Raw genomic sequence first — 21193 nt, 5'->3', positions numbered from 1 at the left:
GATATGTAAAAACTAAATTTAAGATTTGCTTTCAGTTTTGTTCTTTTGTTGTTCTTCCTCTTTCTTACTTTCTTCTTTCTTTTGAGGCTTAATTTTCTCTGGCTTTATTTCAAAGTATACTTTTACATTTTCTCCTTCACATTGTTTTGTCATTAAATTTTCTGATTTATTTAATTGTCCGCATTTTGCTTCATATTTTTCTGCTATTTCATTAATGAACTTTCTAACATTTATTAATTTCCTAAATTTTATACCTTCAACTTCTATTGAAGAGTCTGATAAACTGGCTTTTATTCCATCAAGTTCAATTACTTTACTTTTACCTTGAAGTATACTATTTAATTGATCTTTAAACTTCTTCTCATCTTTAGTAAATCTTCCTATAAGAATTCCTCCAACTTTATTAAGCTCCTTCTTTGGATCTTTTGTCTCAAGCTTGACCTTGACGTTATATTTTATAACCTTCATTTATCACCTAACTATTATCTCACTTTTATAAAATTTCCTATACGATCACGTTATATTTTTTGTTTGTGAACGAACTTTTATGTATGCTTTAGTTACCGGAGGAACAAGAGGCATCGGAAGAGCTATAACTGAGGCATTAATTAAAGAAGGATATAAAGTTGCAGTTCTTTATCATGGTGCTGAAGATAGGGCAAAAGAATTGGAAAGTAAGGGTGTAGTAACTGTAAAATGTGATGTTGGAGATAGAAATCAGGTGATAAAAGCAAAGGAAATAATCTCAAAAGTTTTTCCTCAACTTGATGTTCTTGTTAATAACGCAGGAATATGGTATTTAATGCCATTTGAACAGTTTGATGAGGAGAAATACGAAAGAATGCTTAAAGTCAATTTAAATGGAACAATTTATGTAACTTATGAGTTTCTTCCAATGCTTAAAAAGTCAAAATCAGCGTCTATAATAAATATTGCAAGCAATGCTGGGATAGGTACAGCTGCTGAAGGGACTACTTTTTATGCAATAACAAAGGCTGGAATTATAATTCTTACAAGAAGATTAGCATTTGAATTAGGCAAATATGGAATAAGAGTAAATGCTGTAGCACCAGGATGGATAGAGACTGATATGACATTAGGAGGTAAAAGTGAAGAAGAAAAAGAGAAGCTAAGGGAAATCTTTAGAAATAAGACTATGTTGCATACTACTGGAAAGCCTGAAGACATAGCTAATATTGTAGTATTTCTAGCAAGCGATAAAGCAAGATATATCACTGGGCAAGTAATTGTTGCCGACGGAGGAAGGATAGATAATTTAACTCATTCAATTTGACATTATAATTACCATTTTCTAAGTAAAATGTTTAAATTTTTGTTTTAATTTTGATGAGAAGAGAGTTTAAATCTAAATATTATTTTTAATCTATGGATAAATGGATTCACTCTACCATAGCCTCAACTTTAGCCTGGGCTGGAAATATATATGATTTACTTATTGTTACGTATGTTTATGAAGAACTATATAAGTGCTTCAATGCTCCAACTGTTGTGGGTACTCTTCTTTTTGGTTTAGGTTTAATCTTTAGAGTAATTGGCGGATATACCTTTGGCAAATTAGCTGATCTCAAAGGCAGGAAGATTGTCCTAAATATTGGAACTGCTGGATATGCATTATCGCAAGCTCTATTAGCACTATCACCAAACATTGCTGTTTTACTTATAGCAAGAAGCTTACAAGGTCTATTTATGGGTGCGCAATGGACTGCTGGTACAGTTATAGCATATGAGAATGCGCCAACATCCATGAGAGGATTAGTTAACGGAATAGTTCAAGCAGGTTATGGGTTAGGTTACGCCTTAACTGGAATAGCTTACATTTTCTTATCAGAAAATTGGAGACTCTTTTTACTTACTGGATCAATTCCAATATTCCTTGTTCCCTACATACTTTTGAAAGTTAGTGATGTTAAAATGTTCAAAAACGTAAACACTCCAAAAGTTAAGGTTTCTGAATATGCCTCAATATTAATAAGAAGTACAATAGTTATTGCAGGCATGTTTTTCTCTTATTACTCAATTTTTGCTGTATATCCAGAGTTCTTAGAAGCTGTGGGAATAAGCAAGTATTTAGTTGGTTTGCTTATGCTAGTGTCTAATATCTTTTTAGCGTTTTCTTTCATTGGTTTTGGCAGAGCTGCAGATAAAATTAGTAAAAGAAAGTTAATTATGTATGGTGTTATAGGAGAAATGATAGGTTTACCATTTATGTTAGCTGTTTTACATGAGGAAACGTTAGTAACATTTGGTTTAATGTTATATACCATTGCTACTGGGTTTTGGCCTTTGGCACCTTTACTAATTGTTGAATCAGTTCCTATGGAAGTAAGGGGAGTGCTTACAGGTTTAACATACAATTTAGGTAGTATAATTGGGGGTATAGGTAGCATAATTATGGGTGAGTTAGTCGATCTTTATGGTATCACTTCTGCCGGTAAATGGGGATTAATATTAGGATATTTCTCGTTATCAATAGTTTTCCTAACTTTGGCTACATGGAAATCTGGTGCTTCGAAAGTTAAATGAACCTTGCTCTCTAAATTTAACAATCCGTAATAGCTAGTTCTCCCTTTTATAAAGCCTAATATTAGGAGTTAAAAAATATGATAGGTAAGATATTGATAATAGCTGTATTAGTTCTAATAGCTGTAATAGGATACGAATATTATATAGGTAATTTTGGTGTCCATCCTTCTACGAATGCAGTAATAACTACATCTTCTCGACCTATGGAAAAAATTATACATTATTACAATTATTCTACAGAGTTAACAATATATTCTAATACATCTGGTATATATAATTATCCTATAAGTCTTCCAACATATGGAAATGTATCTATTACTATATCCTCTCATGTTCCATTTTGTGTAAAAATTTATGATAATAATACGTTCTTAGGAGAATACAGAGGTTTAACACTTCATAAGTTCCTTCTTGCTGGGGGAGAATTAGAGCTACAGTTTTACAACTTCACTGGAGAAGTTAACATAAACCTAAGCGAAATATATTAATTTTTTCTTTTACCCCATTTTTATATGTATTATGATGCTCATTGTCATTATTCATATTTAAAGAAAAAGTATAATAATTTTTTTATTGCAGCTGTCTCGATGGATTACTCCTCTTCTATAGACACACTTCTTTTAAAGGCTGAGAACGTTCTTGTTGGTGTAGGTATACATCCCTGGAAAGTACATGAAGAAAACTTAGATAAAGTTGTTGATTTAGTAAAGAAAGCTGACTTTATTGGAGAGGTTGGTTTAGATTATAGATATGCAAAAGCAAGTAAAGAGCTTCAAGTAAAATATTTTGAGACCTTTGCTGAATTAGCTTCGCTACAAAATAAATTAATCAACGTTCATGCATTAGATGCATGGGAGGATGCCTTTAACATTTTACAAAAATATAATGTGAAAAAAGCTATTTTTCATTGGTATACTGGGCCAGAACAATTATTAAAAGACATAGAAGGAGCAGGATATTTTATAACAGTAAATCCTTCAGTGACTTTTCAGAAAAAACATCAAAATATAGTTGTTAAGGCTCCATTAGATATTATTCTAACTGAAAGTGATGGTGGATATGAATATAAAGGAAGAATGTTAGAACCAATTTATATACCGGAAGCAATTTCGGAAATCTCTAGACTAAAAAACGTTAAAGAAGATGAAGTAAACAAAATTGTTGAGAGGAACTTTATGAAAGCATTTATAAGTTAAATTTGGCAAAAGTTTATCATTACTTAATCTAAGGAAAAAATATGAAAATTGCTATTGTTACTGGTGCTTCAAAAGGAATTGGCAAAGCTATTGCGGTAAGGTTAAAAAATGAAGGATATAATGTTATAGCAATTTCTAGAACTAAATCTGAAGTTGGAGATATAATCTATGAAACTGATGTAACTGATAAAGAGAACGACTTTAGAATAGTTAAGGAAATTGTTAATAAATTTGGCAGAATAGATGTTTTAGTCAATAATGCTGGTTTTGGAATTTATGGTTCCTTTCTAGATACTTCAATTGACGAAGAAGATTACATGATAAAGACGTTGTTTAATGCACCACTTTATTTTATAAAAGCAGTTTATCCAATTATGGTTAGACAAAGAGAAGGTAATATAATAAATATTATTTCAGAAGCGGCGTATGTTGCTACTCCTAAGTTAATTGTATATTCTGCTGCTAAGGCAGCTTTAGCTCATTTTACTAACGCTTTGTGGGCTGAAGCTAGAAAATATAATGTTAAAGTCAGTGGGATTTATCCTGGTCCAGTAAAGACTAATTTTACGTCTCATCCATCTTTTAAGAACTCTGAAGACAAATTCAGTAAATATGCTGTTGAACCGGAGAAGGTAGCAAATGCTGTAATAAAAGCTATAAAGAGTGGAAAAAGAGAAATTTATGTACCCTCAAAATTGAAAATAGAACCCTACTTCCTTAAATTATCTATGATTATGCAAGACTTTACTTACTGGATTGTTTCAAAATACTTTAGTTAATCTATTAGTATATCTGATAGGATTTATAAAGTATTATTCGACAGATTAATAAATCATGAAACGGAATACCTTCCTGGCTTTGGTTTTTGTATTATTAGTATTTTCGACACTAAGTATGGCCAACATAGAATTTAAATCTTCTATATATCAAGCAATACCAGACTCCTTAGCTTATTCAGCAGCTGCTTTTTATGATGGTAAAATTTATCTTATAGGAGGGCTTGATATTGCGGGTTCTGTTGTAAGTAGCGTGTATGTTTATTCTAATGGAAGTTGGTATTTAGGTCCAAGTTTGCCGTTTCCTTTGATGTCAGCGGGGGCAGTAGTCTGTGATGGTAACTTATATGTAGTAGGGGGCGAGAATTCCTCATCTATTTTTGGTGGCATTCTTGAATTTACAGGAAATGGCTGGAAAATTATAACTAATTCAATGCCTTATCCAGTATATGGTGCAATTGTTTTCTCTTATAATAACAAGATTTATGTAATAGGTGGTTACGATAGTAATGGAATTATTCCTTCTCCTCCAGTAACCTATATTCAGGTTTACGATATAAAGACAAATACTTGGGAAATAATAGGTAATGCACCAAAACCACTAGGGTATTCAGCCTATTATTTTAATGGTTCAGCCTTATTTGTAGTTGGGGGATATGTTGCAGTTGGAGAAGCATCAGATCTAGCTTATATTTATTATCCAGAGAATAATTCTTGGAGTAGTCTATCTCCTTTACCTGGAACATTAGTTGGTGGAGCACTAGGTTATTATGAGAATTATTTATTTCTAGTTGGAGGATTATACGACGTAAATGGACTTCCACAACAGGGAGAGATTCTATTCTACTATAATGGAACATGGAGAAATGCAGGGATTATGGAAGAACAAGCAACAATGTTTAGTGCAAGTGTTGAAATAGGGAACACTCTAATAATTTTAGGAGGATATGGTCAAAGTGGTCTGCAGACTAATGCAATGCAAGCAGTTTCAATATATTTGCCACCACCTAAACCTCAGATTGTTTCTGTAATTAGTGGAAATGAAACTATAACAGTTAAGTGGTACGATATAAATGCTAGTGGTTACTACTTGACATATTGGTCTAATTATACAAATAAAGTAACTATAAACGTTGGTAATGTAACGTCGTATACTTTGAAAGGTTTGCAAGATGGCGAAACTTACTATATTCAAATAACTCCCTATAATTCAATAGGCAAAGGAACTCCATCAGAGGTTGTTTCAGCTACCCCATACTCAGTACCAAATCCGCCATTTATAAAAGTAAAAATTGGTAATAAGAATGCGACATTAAGTTGGATAGACACCTTTAATGGAGGATTCCCTATTGAAGGGTATTATCTCTTTGTAAACGGAAAAGGTATGAATTTAGGTAATGTTACTTCATATGTATTAACTAACTTAACTGCGGGAGAATTATACACAATTGGTATAATCGCTTATAATAAATTCGGGAATAGTAGCATTGCAACTACATCTTTCGTAGCCGTTGCGAAGACTAATTTGACAGTGACTATTACTAAAGAAATAACCGGCTTTTTGTTAAGTTGGAACTCTACATTTAATGCCACTTATAAGCTAATTGTTTCTCATCAAAATAAGGTATTAGTAAATGTTACTACAACTAATACCTCATACTTTGTAAAAGCTCCATTTGGAATATATAATGTATCATTAGAAGCAATTAATCTAGCTGGTGTAACTAAATATTCATTTACGTTAATTTACTATATACCACCTCTTCCTCCAAACGTCACTTGGGCAATCTCACTAACTACCATATATCTTAATTGGACAAAAAGTATAGGAGCTGAATATTATCTAATTTATGATAATGGAAAATTAATTGCAAATACGTCTGCCTTAAATTACGCTTTTAATTTGTCCTTAGGCAAAAATGAAATTGAAGTTTATGCGGCAAATAATTACTATATGTCTGCACCTTATATAATATCGGATGTAACGAATCATATAGTTATTATAAATTCTACAGAAATTTTAGTTACAGTACCACAAGTTACTGTTGGTAACGCAGAAAACACAGATGTTCCTCAACAAAGTACGAGCACTGATTTAAAGTCAGCTATTATAGTTGTTGTGGTTTTCGTTTTAGCATTGTTAATGATTTTAGTTATAGTTAAAGAAAGAAACGATAAGTATTGGTAATTTTTTATTTTTATCTATTTTTACATTATTTTATAAAGTAAAAATTATGGGGCCGCCGGGATTTGAACCCGGGACCACAGGCGAACTGGTGGTTGGGGATTCATCCCCAGGCCTGCATCCTAGTCCAGGCTAGACGACGGCCCCTGTGTATGGTTATATCAATAATGTAGTATTTGAATTTTTTGTTGGTGTATATTTTATGTAGAATGTAGTATTCTGAACGTAGTGTTCTAGCTTTACGTGCATTAAATAGTTTTTCAGTAGTTAATAGAGTGTATTTACTATATTTAAGAATAAATAGTAACTTCAAGGATAATTTAACTAGAGTTTTATTTATAATAGAGAGTTCATGATAAAATACCTAGAATTAATTTTTATGTATATAGAGGAGACCTAGATATATAACATAAAAAATAAGAGCAATTGAAATAAAGACCTTAGCTAAAATATATTTATCTTTCAGTTAAATTTACTAAAAACTATTCAATTACTGGAGTAATTTTAGCTTTTACTTTTATTTTAATATCTTCTAAGGTAGGTGTTGAAAGCTCGTGACCACATCTAGGACATTTTCCTCCAAAGATAGTCTTTATTTCAGATGGTGTTCTTACACCATAAAAATCTTGTCCTACCTTATCGAACTTGTACAAAACATATCCACATTTTCTACAAACGTATTTTATTGGAATTGTAAATCACCATTATCAGACTATGACACCTATTAATATATTCCATATACCTTATATTACGTCGTTCTTATCATTAGAACCTTTATACAAATTGGTCATAAGTGAGTTAGAGAGAGTTAGCCGAAAGTATTCGTATTATTAAGGTAATAATTTTTAAAATTATTCTCTCATTTTGATTAATTCAATTATATCATCAATGTTCCTAAATCTTTTATACATAATTGCAAGCAAAGGCAAGTTTAACCAACTTAAAATAGAAGTTACGTTCAAGGGATCTTCCTTATAACTTGCTGAATCATAATCAATAATGAACACTTTATTCTCGTTAGAGACTATCACATTTTTATATGGTCTAACTAGTTCTTTATGCTCGATTCCTTTATCTTCAAGCATTTTTGCTTTTCTTAGTAGTTCAGTTATAACTTCTATCTTCTCATTTCTATTTAAATTTCTCCCTTTAATGTAATCCATTATAATGAAATTTTTACCATAAGCATAAACCTTAGGAGCTACTGGGTAGGCACTAATTTGTATTTTAGCTTCAATTTCCAGAGTTTCTTTAGGAGCATCACTCCTCCTAATTTTTATTACTCTATTTTCATCGAGTAAAGCAATTACCCCAGTTTTTCCTTTACCAATCACATTTATTTTTCCTAATTGCAGTGGACCAAAAGAGTAAAGTTCGTTTATACCGTTTTCAATTAACTCCTTTTCTATGCTTTCGTCATATTTAGGGAAAATAAAATCTTTTACTTTAACCAGCTTGGCGTTTTTCTCAAGAATGAGTTTATCCAAGGGTCATCAACTTCCTCAGTTAACCATTGTAACTCATAACTAAACTTTTGCTTAAAGAATAAATTTCTTTCTATAATCTCTTCAATCGTATATCTTCTCCTTTTTATAGAATACAACCTACCATCTTCTCCTACCCATACGTTTTCATTTTTACTTATGAACTCTTCAACATTTTTGAGGTAAAAATAAGGTCCAATATTTAAATAATACTCTCCAATATCTTTATTCTCTAATTGAATTCCTATAGTTATGTTCTGCGAATCTCCCCATGCTGATATGTCTATTATTTTGTAACCATTCTGAGAAATTAACTTTCTTAACTTTTCGACATTTCTCCATACTTGTCCCCAGACAATATCCTCAATAGTATTTTCTTTAATTTCTATTTTAACTAGTAAGACGTCCCCCTTAATTTGTTCTTTATTTTTCTTTGAAGGATAGAAAAATTCCATTGACGGTCTTTCAAGGTAAACTTTTGAAGCTAAAGAGAAAGTAGCTAGACTTTTAAGAGAAACTGCTGAGGATGCATTTCTTTTTGGATCAACTGGATCTGGAATAATCAATGGTTCATTAAATTCTCTTTTAGGTTCTACTAACTTAATTGTTACTGGTGGTCTCCACTTAGAGGCATTTTTTAAAACTTCTTTGAAAGAACCGTAATAAATAATCAAAAGTTCTGCGACATAACCAGAAAATCCTTTAACTTTTATTTCGGCACCATAAACCCCAATTCCCTTTAAGAATCTCTTTAATAATCTCACTTCGTCTTTTCCTTTCTCATCTAAATGTGAAACAACGTAGCTTGAATGAAATGGAGTCCTATCAGCGGCAGTTATTGCATCCTCTCCTTTTTCTATCTTTAAAGCAGGTACTATATCAATTTCTATATTATCTACGTAAACTATAAGATATGGATGTTCAGCATATGCAATAGTATAATTAAAATCTTTAACTCTTTCGATAAGTTCTTTTAACGCTTTTTCTCTCAAATATTCTTTTCCTACTTCTTTTGGAAAAAATACAAAGATATCAATATCTGTATCTCCTTTGAGCCATGTTCCTTTCCTAAATGAACCTTCAATTTCTGCGTGAAAATCCTTTAATCTATCTAAAATTATTTGTGCCTTATTTCTTAGATTCTCTTCATCCTCTTTGCTTGGCTTTATCTTCTGAAGTACTTCCTCCTCCAAATTCATTTAGGGTCACTTCTAAAAGAGAGTCATAAATAGGACCTTTCGGTGTTAGAGTGCTCTTAAATAAAATTATTTTATTTACAGTCATTTCTCCAAAATCAACATTTTGATACTCATTAATAACGTTAATTAAATTCATTATATTAGAGGGTCCTTTTACTCTTCCAATTGTTAAATGCGGGCTAAATTCCTTTTCATCATCTGGTCTTATGCCTTTACCTAAAAGCTCTTTCATTAACATACCTCTTATGCTTCTAAGCTCTTGTAATCCTTCTTCTATACCTATCCAAACAACTCTTGGTCTGGATAAGTTTGGGAACGCCCCAGTACCTTTAAGTTTGATCTTAAAAGAATGAAAATTAATATGCGAAACAGAATCTTTAACTAATTGCAATTTGTTCTCTGGAATTTCCCCAATAAATACAAGGGTAATGTGAATATTATAAGGTTCAACAAGCTTTACGTCTGCTCCGCTTCTTTTTACAGCATCCATAAATTCGAGAATTTTAGGGAATTGTGGTATGTCTATAGCTGTAAACAGTCTAATCAACTTTTATATCCCCATTATTGAGATAATTGGTGGTCACTAATTAAAATAATTGCCATTACTGGAATGCCGGGCTCAGGAAAGGGGGAATTTGCAAGATTGCTTTCAGAGAAAGGTATTAAAGTAATCACTATGAGTGATGTTTTGAGAGAAAAATATGAGAAAGAGGCTAAGAGTGGAGAGAGGCTAATGGATTTTGCTAAAAGGATGAGACAACTTTATGGCAAAGGTGTTGTAGCTAAACTTTGTGTTGAAAAGATTGAAAAAGGAAGTAATATTGTGGCCTTTGATGGAATAAGGAATTGGGAAGAAATTGAAGAATTCAAAAAAGTTGGAGAAGTAATAATTGTTGCAATTCATTCTCCTCCAAAGTTAAGGTATGAGAGACTTCTTAAAAGAGCTAGAAAAGACGACATTTTAACAATGGAAGGATTAATAAAAAGAGATTGGGAAGAGTTAGAGATGGGAATAGGAAACGTAATTGCATTGGCAGATTACGTTTTAACTAATGATTCGACAATAGAGGAATTTAAGAGTAAGGCTGAAGAATTAATTAAACGGATATTATGACTAAGATAACTATTGAAGTCGAAGTAAGACCATCAGAAGATTATAATAAGGTTTTACAAGCAATTAGAAATTTCTTTGATTTTGATAACTTAAGAGAGGAAAATAAGGGATATATAAAAATAATTTTAGCAGAATCACATTCACTTCAAAGCCTAGAAAAATTTTATAAAAGACTTAGGGAGGAAAGAATACTAGATGCTGCTAGAAAATATTTAACTAAAGGTACGATAGGAAATATCATAACTTTTATGCTAAATAAGCAAGCTGCCGCAGTTGGAAGAATCTCATTTGTAGACAGCGAAAACGAATCTCCTTTAGGTCCAATAAAAGTAACGATAGAGCATAAGGACCCCCAAGCTGTTATAGATTGGTTAACTCCAAGAACTGCTAAGGGAGTTCCATTATGGGAAAATCCTATTCCTTCTGATGATGAATAATATAATAAGATAAAGGCTCTGATACGAAAGTTTTTTCGAATATTATTTTAGCTCTTCTTAATAACTCTGTAGTATCGTCATATCTTGCACTTATATGAAATAAAGCTAATCTCTTTACATTTGCTTTTAAAGCAACCTCAGCCGCATCACTACTGTTTGAATGTCCATATTCATGAGCTTCTTTTTCATCTAAGAATGTAGAATCATGTATCAATAAGTCCACTTCTTTTACAGCATTTATGACCTTTTCACAAGGTCTAGTATCTCCAGTATAAGCTACTCTTATTCCCTTTTTAATTATCAAATAATCTTCTGGAAGTAGAACTTTACCATTAATTTCTACTCTTTTACCTTCTTTTAGTTGTCTAATAACTTTCCAGTCTTTAATTCCTTCTCTTCTTAGTTTTTCAGCGTCAATGTTTACTCTATCTTTTTCCTCAAATAAATATCCTTGAGATTCTATTGTATGGCAAGTTTCAAAACTTCTAATTCTTATATTTTCATCTTCATAGTTGCTAACAAACTTTATATCAAAGCTAGGATAAAAATGAGTCCTTTTAAAAACTTCTTCAAGGAAATCCTTTAATTCTCTTGGTCCCATTAAAAGGAGAGTTTCTTTTCTATTATACATAGCCATAGTTTCTATCATTCCAGGCAAACCTAATACGTGATCAGCATGCATATGCGTAATTCCTATAAGCTTTATCCTCATGAAACTGAGATTATGTTCCATCATTCTCCACTGAGTTCCCTCACCACAGTCGAATAAGGCATCAAATCCTTCTCTCCTTATAAGGATAGCTGGTAAACCCCTCTTATTAGGAGCTCCTCCACCAGTACCGATGAAATAAGTGGTAATCATTTCTTTCTTACTACGTATATAGCTCTGCTTAAACTTTTATGTTCATAAATAAAATGTATCGAAATATCTTTAAAACCAGCTTCTTTTAACTTATCCCTCCAATCAAGTTTAGAGTCTGTTGTGAAAACTAACTGAGAAGTTACATCACTAGCAGAGTAAAAGAAGTTCTCGTATAAGTTGTTTATACCTTCTTTAACACTTATTGATCTTCCATAAGGAGGATCTGTGACAATTGCTTCAACTTTTCTAAAGGGTAAAAAAGTTACATCTCCATGCAAGACCTCACAATCATAATTAAAAAATCTTAGATTAGTTATAGTTTTTTCTATCATTTTTTCATCAATATCAAGACCTATACAATTTAATCCTAACCATTTAGCTTCGATAAGTATAGTTCCCGTACCCACAAAAGGGTCTAAAACTTGTCTTTTAGCTTTAGATAAGTTAATCATAAGTCTTCCTATATCAGATGACAATGTACCAGATTGAGAATAAGGCTTTTTCTGGTGTTTTATAAGACTTTCGTTATCTTTTTCTTCAACCCTAAGGCCAGCTATTATAAGTCCTTCTGTCAAAATCAAATCTATTTTATCACATCTTTTTGATAGTTTTACATTTTTAGTAATAGTCTCATAGATAGAAGGGAATTCGTTTTTATATTCCTTTGATATTACATTAGGGTTAATGGAATAACATCCCCCTTTGAGTGCCTCTATAATCTCCTTTACGTCAGATGAGATTTGGATTACTTTCCCAGAATATTTTATCAAACTTGATCTTTTAGCAACATTGTATGGCTCACCATCAAATAATCCTACACCTTGATAATATTCTATCTTGTCAGTACCAATAATAGACTTCAATTCCTCTAAAGAGAGAAATAAGTTATTTTGATTTAGTAAAGCATAAGATTTCATAGTTTTCTCGCTATGGATGGTGCTACATCAATTATTGTAACTTTAGAAGGATCTTGAGGAATGGTATTTGTAGTTATAATTTCCCTTATTCCTCCATTTACCATTTTCTCATAAGCATTTTCTAAAAACAAGGAATGAACTGCTGCTGAAATAACTTTCCTAGCACCAAATTCATATGCAGCTTTTGCAGCTTGGATCATAGTCCCACCAGTACTTATTATATCATCAATAATAATCACATCCTTTCCTTTCACTTTTAACTCTGGCAAATTCTTTATCCTAACCTCTCCAGTATCTCTGTCTCTTTCCTTTTCAATATATGAATATTCAGCGTTTAACTCCTCAGCTAGCCTTTTAGCTCTTTCTAGAGCCCCTCTATCTGGGGCTAAGACGAAGGGGTTTTCTACTTTCTTTTTAATCTCCTTAGCTATTTCAGGTATTGGATCTGCAATTTTGACTTCTTTTCCAAAATAGGAAAGTTCTTCAGCCTTATGAGGCTCAATGACAATTAATGCATCTGCCCCGGCTCTTGAAATTGCACCTAATATTGTCTTTATACTTAATGCTTCACCTTCCTTGAATCTTCTGTCTTGTCTAGCATAAGCTAGGTAAGGAATTATTGCTGTAATTTTATTATTTTTCATATCAGCTAAAGTTTCTAAAATAAGTAGAAGCTCTACGAAATGCTTATCTTGTGGAGGATAAAGGGATTGAACAACTAAAATTTCTTGATTAGTAATGTGCTGTGGTATTCTAATGTATGATTCTCCATCTGGGAAAATTTTATGTTCTACTTTTATTAATGGAATTGACGTAATTTTAGATAAGTTTTCATCTATTCCGTTTGTTGCTGTTCCTCCTATAATAATCATTAACTATTTAATTTAGGGAGTAGTTTTTAAGATTAAACTCGGGAAGAACATGTACTTCATATTTATTTTAGGAACAGCCGGATCTGGTAAAACAACGTTAGTCAAGAGTTTTCAAGATTATTTATTAGATAATGAAATGGATACTGCAATTATAAACTTAGATCCTGCAGTGGAACAAATTCCTTATAAACCAGACGTTGATGTTAGAGAATATGTAGATGCTTTTGAAGTAATGGAAAAATATGGTTTAGGTCCAAACTCATCATTAATTGCTTCTATAGATTTAATTCTGACAAAAGCTAAAGAAATTAAAGAGGAGATAAGCAAGATAGAAGCAAACTATGTGATAGTGGATACTCCGGGTCAAATAGAATTATTTGCCTATAGAGAAACTGGCAAAATTCTTTCCTCACTAATAAGTGAAGGAAATAAATCAGCATCAGTATTTTTGATGGATTCGTTTTTGGCTAAAGAAGCTAGAAGTTATATCTCACTTCTTTTATTATCGAGTTCTATAAAATTCAGATTAATGATGCCACAAGTTTTAGTTTTATCTAAAGCAGATTTGCTTACGCCACAAGAATTAGAGAAAATAAGGAGCTGGGTAGAAGAAGGTAGTATAATAGATGATCTAGGAGTTATAGATGAATACTCTTATGAGCTTGCAAACACTATCATAGAAAACTTAGATAATATACCAATACCAATTTCTGCTATAAACAGTTATGGTTTAGATGAATTGTATGCTGAACTTCAGAGGATATTTGCTGGTGGAGAAGATTATTTAACAGAAGAACCTAATCCTAAGCTTTAAAACTTTTATTAAATAAGGATTTATACATGAAAGTTAAAGTAATTGATGCGGATGCTTTTTCATATATCTTTAGGACGTTGGAAGAATTTATAGATGAAATTACACTTTACTTTACCTCTGAAGGTTTAAAAATTAAAGGTATAGATCCTTCTAGAGTAACATTTATTGATATATTGATACCTTCTGGTTACTTCGATGAATATAGTGTAAATAACGAAGAAAAAGTTGGAATTAAATTAGAAGATTTGAACGATGTTTTAAAAACAGTTACAAAAAATGACAATTTGTATTTAGAAACTGATGAAAATAATAACATAAAAGTAACGTTAGATGGTATTTATGAAAGAACTTTTTCTTTCCCTTCAATAGTCGCATCAGAAATAGAAACACCTAACCTTAATTTAGAGTTTCCATTTAAGGCAAAAGCATTAACAGTCACATTCACTGATATAATAGATGAAATTGAGGATATAGGAGGAGATTCAATTACATTTAAATCTGAAGGAGGGAAACTTTACATTTCAGCAAACTCTGATATGGGTTCTTCCACCATAGAGTTATCAACTGAAAATGGAGGTCTTTTAGAAAGTGAAGGAGGAGATGCAGAAAGCGTTTATGGACTTGAATATGTGGTAAATACAACAAAAATGAGAAAGCCTTCTGATACTGTTGAAATAGCATTTGGCTCTCAAATACCACTCAAGCTTAGATACAATTTGCCTCAAGGGGGTTATGCAGATTTCTATATCGCACCAAGAGCAGAATAAGATACTCAAGCTCCTCTTTTCAGAATATTATGAAAAGGCTGAATTAGAATTACCAGAGGATATGGAATTAAGAGAATTTGCTTATCAACCATTCGATTCTGAAACTTATGTCAGGCATTTGTCTTTTACTTCATTACAAGAGTTAAGACAATACATCTTACAAAATCCTCCACTTCACTTATACTATTCTTCAGCAAGATATCAATTACCGTCAGCAAAGAATATGGAAGAAAAAGGTTGGTTAGGTTCCGATTTACTTTTTGATTTGGATGCTGATGAAATATGTGAGATTAGAGTTAGAAGATTTTGCCCTCAAGACGGGTTAGAAACTCTAGCTACAGAATGTGAAAGTCAACCAACAATAGAATATCCAGAAATCACAAAAGATTGTATAATGAAAGTATTTGACAAAGCTTTGTTAATAAAGGACATTCTTAAGGAAGATTTTGGGTTAAATGCAAATATCTATTTTTCTGGAAATAGAGGATTTCATTTAAGGGTAACTTGTTATGGCGATTGTGCATTGTTAGATTCTGATGATAGAAAGGAAATAGCTGAATACATCTCATCTCCTAAACCTACGTATATTCATGAAGAAAATCCAGGTTGGTCGGGTAGATTAGCTAAAGGTATTGATGGTGTAAACATTGATATGCAAGTAACAATTGATATTAGAAGGCTTGTAAGAATTCCTGGGTCATTAAACGGCAAAGCAGGCTTAAAGGTTGTTGAAGTTAAAAATGACAAATTCGAATATGGGGAGTGGTTATCTCCTTTTGAAGGTAATTGTGTATTCTTACCTTATATTTCTGGTGTTATAAATGTATTTGATGAAAAGTATACTCTTAAAAAAGATTCGCCTATCAAAATACCTATAAGTATAGGAGTTTATTTATCTCTAAAAGGATTAGGAAGGGTTAAGGCTTATGTTAGATGAAATAGTATTAAATGAGACTTTAAAAGAAGAGAGCACAGAAATTCAACTTAAAGACTTATACCAATTAATTTCCCAGTTAAGGAAAATAAGAAGAAAATACTCTGATGACTTACACAAAAAAGAACTTTCAGTTTATGAGGAATTAGCAGAATCTCTTTTTGAGTTAAGAAGCAGTAAACTAATTGAAGGGATTAACATTAAGGGATTTGATTCAGAGTTTTTAGATATTTTAAATCAAATGAAAAGAATTTACGTCAACTTTATTTCTGGTAAGTATTTCACTCAAGAAGATAAAATATTATGTTTAGTTAAGGTAAAATTTTCTATAAATGATATGAATTTATACCCTGGAGACCTTATTTTGCTTCCGTTAAAGCAAGTTTTAGCTTTAATAACCTTAGATTATATAACTCCAATAGAAGTAGAATGAAAGTTCCCAAAGTGATAACTACATACTGTCCAAAGTGTAAAACTCATACTGAGCACTCAGTATCATTATATAAAGGAGGAAAAAGAAGGACTCTTTCAGAAGGTCAGAGAAGATATGACAGAAAGAATCTAGGTTATGGAAGCAAAAGAAAACCAGAACAAAAAAGATTCGCTAAGACGACAAAGAAACAAACACTTGTATTAAAATGTCAAAAATGTGGTTATACAATAATGAGAGAAGGATTAAGAATGAAAAAGATAGAACTAGTTGAGGTGGTCAAATGAAGGCAAAGTTTAAAGTTTTAATCCCAGAACCAAAAAGCAAATTCCTTAGAGTTAAGTGTCCCAATTGTGGAAATGAGCAAACAATATTTAGTCATTCTACTTTTCCAGTTAGATGCCTTTCTTGTGGTACACAATTAATATATTCAAGAGGCGGTAAGGCTAAAATAGTCGGTGAAGTAGTAAGAATACTAGGTTAAAATGATATACAATAAAAATCCCGTCCCCTCAGAAGGAGAAGTTTTAATTGCTACGGTAAAGCAAGTTTTTGATTATGGTAGTTATGTAACTTTAGATGAATATGGAAATTTACAAGCTTTTTTGCCCTGGAGTGAAATAAGCAGTAGATGGGTAAAGAATATTAGGGATGTTATAAAAGAAGGAAGAAAGATTGTAGTTAAAGTAATTAGAGTAGATAGAAGAAAAGGAACAATAGACGTTTCTTTGAAGAAAGTTACAGAAGATGAAAAAAGAAAGAAAAACGCTCAATGGAAGAAGATACAAAAAGTGGATAAAATATTAGAAATTGTTTCAAAGAAGATAAATAAGAGCGAAAGAGAAGGATGGGAACAAGTTGCTTGGAAATTAGAGGATAAGTATGGAGACGCTTATGAGGCATTAGTTAAAGCCGTGAAAGAAGGAGATTATATTTTAAGAGATGCTGGAGTACCAGAAGTCTGGATTAAGCCATTAATGGAAGAAATAGGCAAACATATTGAGGAAAAAAGAGTAAAGATAAGTGAAATTGTTACGTTAAGAAGTAGTGATCCAGCCGGCATTGAGAAGATAAGAAAAGTATTAGGCTCTGCAGTAGAAATAGCTGAAAACGCTGATGTTGATATAAGGATTTACACTATTGGAGCTCCTAGATATAGAATAGATGTTATAGGTACTGACCCTAAGACCCTTTCAAAGGTCATGGAAGAAATACTTAATACTATAAATGAAGTAAGTAAAGAGGAAAAAGTTGATTTTGGTGTTGTTAAGAAATGAAATGGAAAATAAGAAAATGTCCCAAAGATTTTACTTATACTTTAAGGGATAAATGTCCTATTTGCGGTTCCCAAACTATCATTCCTCATCCACCCAGATTTTCACCAATAGATAAGTATGTAAAATATAGGATAGAGTTAAAAAAAGGAATAAAACTAAACTGTTAAGAAGTAGTTGTTGCTATAGTTGTCCCATTTTCTTGTATTGTTAAAGGTAATATTACATTAGGTTCTACAAATTGATAGACTAAGACTACAATATATACTACTGCCTCACCACCAACAGCTGGCACAGCAGTTACTGGATATAATGAGATGTATACGGGTCTAAAATATGGCAAAATAACTCTTGGTAGAAATCCATTTGGATTAATCAAAGTAGCGTTAGGAGAAGATAATTGACTTAAAGAGATAGAGAATGGTGCTTGAACCGGTCCTTGATTTAATGTTTGTAATCCCTCAATGAACATATTAACGATTAGAGAATTGTATGCTTTAGGAGTCCATGCCATTGGTAATGAATTTCCAATAATAGAAGCTAAGTTTGTCTCACCAGCTTCAGCTAAGGCTGTTGCAGTTTCATTAACGTAAGTAAAGTTAACGTAGCTATACATATTATAGCCAGCAATAGTAGTCATAGCACCCATGGCTTTTGCTATATCGCCTAAACTTGTAGTATATCCTATAAATGTTCCAGGGAAATCAGTTGGATAACCTATGAACCATACACTTTCTCCCGAAGTCGATCCAGATGTTGATATATATTGTGTTACTGCATCATAAGCAACAATATAAACTGGAATAGTATAATTTGGACTACCATAAGGATACAGATGAAAATCATTTTCTAATACATTAACAGCAAAACTCTCATTATTAAGGAACATTTCAGCCATAAGCTTAATTTGTGTTCCATTTAACGTATTGTTTTCATCAATAACACTACGATTACCTATAGTCTCAATCCAATAACCATAGTCCCACCAGCTAAGTATAAAGGAATTCGTTGGAGTATTATGATTAATCCATCCTAATGCCGAAATCCATGCGTAATTAGTAATTAAGTAAGAGGTAGCTGAATTATATATTGCTGTTGGCTCATAACTAATCTCCATTGATATACCAGCATCTGCAAGTAAAGAAACACCTATAACTGCTAATAGTAATATAGGTGCAATCCTACTAACTGTTCTAATTTTGCTTTCTGATAATCTGTTTACAATCTCAGCTACACCTAATCCTGCTAGAGCAGCAACAATATAGGCTGTGTAATTAAATAGATAAGGTTGTTCAGAAGTACCATATATGCTTGCTACGCCTAAAACTAATAACCATAATCCCGGAAGTTGAGCTCTTCTTGTTATTACAAAATACATTCCAATTATAGAGAGAAATAATGAAATGCCAAAATCTTGAATCATCGCGGTTACTGGCTGTGGGATATATTCTGCTACTGTCCTATCTATAGGGACAGAGAATTGGAAGAAAGGATTTACAATGGCATAATACCTAGAAGGAATTGGAGATTTACCCAGTGCCGCTAAACCTAAAATCCCTAAAGCTAAGATGAAAACAATTGCTGCCCCTATCAGAATGTTCTTTGAATCAGCAATCTCCTTAGGAATAACTTCTCTAATATAAAGTTCAATATATAGGAAAAGTGGAATTATTAAGAGTGATAAACCATGAGCTAAACCAGACATAAAACCTATATTATTTGGGGCAAAAGAAGTAAGAAAAGCTGAAGTTACTGCTAGGATTGTCAATGATTTTGCTGTAATTTCATCATTCTTGTTTAAAAGTATTAACAAGAACGCAGCAATAGCAAGACTCAAATCAATATAGGTATATCCTCCCCATGTGATATTTGCAAGGAAAATCATTATACCTGCTGGAATACTATATAATGGATTTTTCCTCTTTATAGATAAAGTTATGAAATAAATTGCAAAAAGTACAAATACAGCTCCCCAAGAAGTCTTAGGTAAACCACCCAAAAGATTCTTATATGTTAATGATGGAGAAACAGCAATAACAGCAGCTGCAATATATGCTCCAATTCTATTTTCAGTTATTACATCAATAGCTAGAAATGCAGCAACAACTCCTAAACCATCTAATAAAACATCAGAAAGAACGGCTACTGTATAGACAGCATTTGCACCATATTGTCCGTAGAACGGTAAAGATATTAAAGAGACTAGCCATGGTAAACCAATAGTATTTCCTAGTTCAATAAAATAACCCCATGGGAACCATCCATGAACATCTGGAGGTACAGCGTACCAATTTCCGCCAGATTGTGCAATTAATAATGCATTATAGAACAAGTACCATGGGTCAAACTCATTAACACTTTGAGGGAATGCTATTACGTTTACTATTCTAATTAATATAGATATTATCACTAGAGCAGAAACTACTGCAACATCAAGGAACTTAAATTTGTCAAACTTAGGAATAGTCTTTAAATTGGACTGCATCGAAATACCTTATCGATTAAGGTTATATAAGCTTAATCCAGAAACGAAGGACAAATCCGTTTTATTTAATCTAATGGTAAATTGAAATTAGAATTTTTACGGAACGATTATGGACCGGCCGGGATTTGAACCCGGGACCTCTCGGTTGCAAGCCGAGCACTCTTCCAGGCTGAGCTACCGGCCCAGTCAATAAATAGTTTGCAATACGTAATTTAAAATTTTTGTCGTCATAGAACGAGTGGAAGATCGATACTAATGGTTAATGAAATTAAAATTTTAAAGAGTATCTTAAAGTTTACTAACACCAATCTTCTTAGAATATTCTAGTGATATATCATTTTTGTTTCTATTGGAATAGGAATTTTAGGTAAAACATATATAAACATAACAAAAAAGAATTCATACTATTAAAAGATTTAGAAAATAAACTGTTGTTGTAAATTCATAGATGATTATTTATTCTTTTATCTTTTTAATTTCAATTTTTTCTGGTTCATAGTTTGTTAGAATCTGTTTCATTGGATTTCCTTTTATTTCATATGTCCCAGAAGTAACTTTGATTAGTTGGTTTTCCTTCATGTAATAACTTTCCACCGTTGCAATCTTTTTATCACCATCTCTACTAATCTTTTTGATTACGTTTAAGATTGGTATAAATCCGTTATTTTCTTCAGCTACAATGAAATGATATTCTTCATTATCTTTCTTTACTATTATCTCATACCCTTTACGCCCATTTTTAGTTTTTACAAAGCGAAGGAATAATTATCAACTTGAATGCGGTCCACCACTTCAAATTCAACTCTTTGTCCTTTGATTAACTTATCTTTAAACTCTTCACGTTTCTTAACGACGTCTTCAATAATATCAATATTCTTTGTGAGATCTATGAAATCCATTTTG

At 32.0% G+C, this 21193-nt stretch carries 27 protein-coding genes and 2 tRNA genes; 16 read left to right on the top strand and 13 right to left on the bottom strand.

Features of this window, described 5'->3' with window-relative positions; all coding sequences use genetic code 11:
- Positions 1-18 precede the first annotated feature (18 nt).
- Positions 19-468, bottom strand: coding sequence for a hypothetical protein (locus tag ACAM25_RS10610; RefSeq protein WP_369609695.1), 450 nt, complete (start codon positions 466-468; stop codon positions 19-21).
- 79 nt (positions 469-547) lie between these two features.
- Here ACAM25_RS10610 and ACAM25_RS10605 point away from each other — a divergent pair, with 79 nt between their 5' ends.
- From ACAM25_RS10605 to ACAM25_RS10580, 6 genes are all read left to right on the top strand, one after another.
- Positions 548-1294: an SDR family oxidoreductase gene (locus ACAM25_RS10605; protein ID WP_369609694.1), complete on the top strand. Its 747-nt coding sequence runs from the start codon at positions 548-550 to the stop codon at positions 1292-1294.
- Positions 1295-1386: 92 nt separating this feature from the next.
- Positions 1387-2544, top strand: coding sequence for an MFS transporter (locus ACAM25_RS10600; protein ID WP_369609693.1), 1158 nt, complete (start codon positions 1387-1389; stop codon positions 2542-2544).
- A 77-nt stretch (positions 2545-2621) separates the two neighbouring features.
- A complete protein-coding gene (locus ACAM25_RS10595) occupies positions 2622-3032 on the top strand; it encodes a hypothetical protein (protein WP_369609692.1) in 411 nt (136 codons plus the stop codon).
- Between the two features lie 24 nt (positions 3033-3056).
- Positions 3057-3740: a TatD family hydrolase gene (locus ACAM25_RS10590; RefSeq protein ID WP_369609691.1), complete on the top strand. Its 684-nt coding sequence runs from the start codon at positions 3057-3059 to the stop codon at positions 3738-3740.
- 41 nt (positions 3741-3781) lie between these two features.
- Complete coding sequence (locus tag ACAM25_RS10585; RefSeq protein WP_369609690.1) at positions 3782-4519, top strand: SDR family NAD(P)-dependent oxidoreductase; 738 nt, start codon at positions 3782-3784, stop codon at positions 4517-4519.
- Between the two features lie 115 nt (positions 4520-4634).
- Positions 4635-6704: a kelch repeat-containing protein gene (locus tag ACAM25_RS10580; RefSeq protein ID WP_369609689.1), complete on the top strand. Its 2070-nt coding sequence runs from the start codon at positions 4635-4637 to the stop codon at positions 6702-6704.
- A gap of 47 nt (positions 6705-6751) precedes the next feature.
- On the opposite strand, the gene ACAM25_RS10575 is transcribed toward ACAM25_RS10580, so the two are convergent.
- From ACAM25_RS10575 to thpR, 5 genes are all read right to left on the bottom strand, one after another.
- Positions 6752-6848 (bottom strand) — tRNA-Pro (locus ACAM25_RS10575).
- Positions 6849-7183: 335 nt separating this feature from the next.
- The gene (locus ACAM25_RS10570) at positions 7184-7354 is read right to left on the bottom strand and encodes a hypothetical protein (RefSeq protein WP_369609688.1); all 171 of its coding nucleotides are present in this window, start codon (positions 7352-7354) and stop codon (positions 7184-7186) included.
- A gap of 198 nt (positions 7355-7552) precedes the next feature.
- A complete protein-coding gene (locus tag ACAM25_RS10565; protein ID WP_369611664.1) occupies positions 7553-8155 on the bottom strand; it encodes a serine/threonine protein kinase in 603 nt (200 codons plus the stop codon).
- Positions 8143-9384: a CCA tRNA nucleotidyltransferase gene (gene cca / locus ACAM25_RS10560; protein WP_369609687.1), complete on the bottom strand. Its 1242-nt coding sequence runs from the start codon at positions 9382-9384 to the stop codon at positions 8143-8145. Before cca ends, ACAM25_RS10565 begins: the two co-directional genes overlap by 13 nt.
- A complete protein-coding gene (thpR, locus tag ACAM25_RS10555; RefSeq protein WP_369611663.1) occupies positions 9332-9928 on the bottom strand; it encodes an RNA 2',3'-cyclic phosphodiesterase in 597 nt (198 codons plus the stop codon). The genes cca and thpR overlap by 53 nt, the downstream gene beginning before the upstream one ends.
- A 42-nt stretch (positions 9929-9970) precedes the next feature.
- On the opposite strand from thpR, the gene ACAM25_RS10550 reads away from it, so the two are divergent.
- Together ACAM25_RS10550 and ACAM25_RS10545 are read left to right on the top strand one after the other, a co-directional pair.
- A complete protein-coding gene (locus ACAM25_RS10550) occupies positions 9971-10498 on the top strand; it encodes a nucleoside monophosphate kinase (protein WP_369611662.1) in 528 nt (175 codons plus the stop codon).
- A complete protein-coding gene (locus ACAM25_RS10545; protein ID WP_369609686.1) occupies positions 10495-10935 on the top strand; it encodes an RNA-binding domain-containing protein in 441 nt (146 codons plus the stop codon). The genes ACAM25_RS10550 and ACAM25_RS10545 overlap by 4 nt, the downstream gene beginning before the upstream one ends.
- Here ACAM25_RS10545 and rnz read toward each other — a convergent pair.
- From rnz to ACAM25_RS10530, 3 genes are read right to left on the bottom strand one after another with little or no spacing between them, the layout of a single operon-like run.
- On the bottom strand, positions 10913-11797 hold the full coding sequence (gene rnz / locus ACAM25_RS10540; protein ID WP_369609685.1) for a ribonuclease Z: 885 nt from the start codon (positions 11795-11797) through the stop codon (positions 10913-10915). The genes ACAM25_RS10545 and rnz overlap by 23 nt on opposite strands.
- On the bottom strand, positions 11794-12714 hold the full coding sequence (locus tag ACAM25_RS10535; RefSeq protein WP_369609684.1) for a TRM11 family methyltransferase: 921 nt from the start codon (positions 12712-12714) through the stop codon (positions 11794-11796). The genes rnz and ACAM25_RS10535 overlap by 4 nt, the downstream gene beginning before the upstream one ends.
- A complete protein-coding gene (locus tag ACAM25_RS10530; protein ID WP_369609683.1) occupies positions 12711-13586 on the bottom strand; it encodes a ribose-phosphate diphosphokinase in 876 nt (291 codons plus the stop codon). Before ACAM25_RS10530 ends, ACAM25_RS10535 begins: the two co-directional genes overlap by 4 nt.
- A gap of 49 nt (positions 13587-13635) precedes the next feature.
- Here ACAM25_RS10530 and ACAM25_RS10525 point away from each other — a divergent pair, with 49 nt between their 5' ends.
- Genes ACAM25_RS10525 through ACAM25_RS10490 form a run of 8 tightly spaced genes read left to right on the top strand, consistent with a single transcriptional unit; the run spans position 13636 to position 17975 of the window.
- Positions 13636-14400 carry an ATP/GTP-binding protein gene (locus ACAM25_RS10525; RefSeq protein ID WP_369609682.1) on the top strand — a complete coding sequence of 255 codons (765 nt, stop codon included), beginning with the start codon at positions 13636-13638 and terminating at the stop codon, positions 14398-14400.
- A 26-nt stretch (positions 14401-14426) separates the two neighbouring features.
- A complete protein-coding gene (locus tag ACAM25_RS10520) occupies positions 14427-15167 on the top strand; it encodes a DNA polymerase sliding clamp (protein WP_369609681.1) in 741 nt (246 codons plus the stop codon).
- Positions 15133-16104: a DNA primase small subunit PriS gene (gene priS / locus ACAM25_RS10515; RefSeq protein WP_369609680.1), complete on the top strand. Its 972-nt coding sequence runs from the start codon at positions 15133-15135 to the stop codon at positions 16102-16104. Before ACAM25_RS10520 ends, priS begins: the two co-directional genes overlap by 35 nt.
- On the top strand, positions 16094-16534 hold the full coding sequence (locus tag ACAM25_RS10510) for a hypothetical protein (protein WP_369609679.1): 441 nt from the start codon (positions 16094-16096) through the stop codon (positions 16532-16534). Before priS ends, ACAM25_RS10510 begins: the two co-directional genes overlap by 11 nt.
- Positions 16531-16818, top strand: a complete 288-nt coding sequence (locus tag ACAM25_RS10505) for a 50S ribosomal protein L44e (RefSeq protein WP_156014437.1) — start codon at positions 16531-16533, stop codon at positions 16816-16818. The genes ACAM25_RS10510 and ACAM25_RS10505 overlap by 4 nt, the downstream gene beginning before the upstream one ends.
- Positions 16815-17015, top strand: a complete 201-nt coding sequence (locus ACAM25_RS10500; protein ID WP_369609678.1) for a 30S ribosomal protein S27e — start codon at positions 16815-16817, stop codon at positions 17013-17015. Before ACAM25_RS10505 ends, ACAM25_RS10500 begins: the two co-directional genes overlap by 4 nt.
- A 1-nt stretch (position 17016) precedes the next feature.
- The gene (locus tag ACAM25_RS10495) at positions 17017-17808 is read left to right on the top strand and encodes a translation initiation factor IF-2 subunit alpha (protein ID WP_369609677.1); all 792 of its coding nucleotides are present in this window, start codon (positions 17017-17019) and stop codon (positions 17806-17808) included.
- Positions 17805-17975, top strand: coding sequence for an RNA-protein complex protein Nop10 (locus tag ACAM25_RS10490; RefSeq protein WP_369609676.1), 171 nt, complete (start codon positions 17805-17807; stop codon positions 17973-17975). Before ACAM25_RS10495 ends, ACAM25_RS10490 begins: the two co-directional genes overlap by 4 nt.
- Here ACAM25_RS10490 and ACAM25_RS10485 read toward each other — a convergent pair.
- The 4 genes from ACAM25_RS10485 to ACAM25_RS10470 all read right to left on the bottom strand — a co-directional run bounded on the left by ACAM25_RS10485 (position 17972) and on the right by ACAM25_RS10470 (position 21189).
- Positions 17972-20290 (bottom strand): STT3 domain-containing protein, encoded by a 2319-nt coding sequence (locus ACAM25_RS10485; protein WP_369609675.1) that lies wholly within the window; start codon positions 20288-20290, stop codon positions 17972-17974. The genes ACAM25_RS10490 and ACAM25_RS10485 overlap by 4 nt on opposite strands.
- 110 nt (positions 20291-20400) lie before the next feature.
- Positions 20401-20474 (bottom strand) — tRNA-Ala (locus ACAM25_RS10480).
- A 272-nt stretch (positions 20475-20746) separates the two neighbouring features.
- Positions 20747-20884, bottom strand: a complete 138-nt coding sequence (locus ACAM25_RS10475) for a hypothetical protein (protein ID WP_369609674.1) — start codon at positions 20882-20884, stop codon at positions 20747-20749.
- A 152-nt stretch (positions 20885-21036) separates the two neighbouring features.
- Complete coding sequence (locus ACAM25_RS10470) at positions 21037-21189, bottom strand: hypothetical protein (protein WP_369609673.1); 153 nt, start codon at positions 21187-21189, stop codon at positions 21037-21039.
- Positions 21190-21193: the final 4 nt, after the last annotated feature.

This window comes from Sulfurisphaera javensis (assembly GCF_041154675.1).
GTDB lineage: Archaea > Thermoproteota > Thermoprotei_A > Sulfolobales > Sulfolobaceae > Sulfurisphaera > Sulfurisphaera javensis.
Note: the sequence above shows the minus strand (reverse complement) of the source record. Positions and strands in the feature narration are given on the sequence as shown.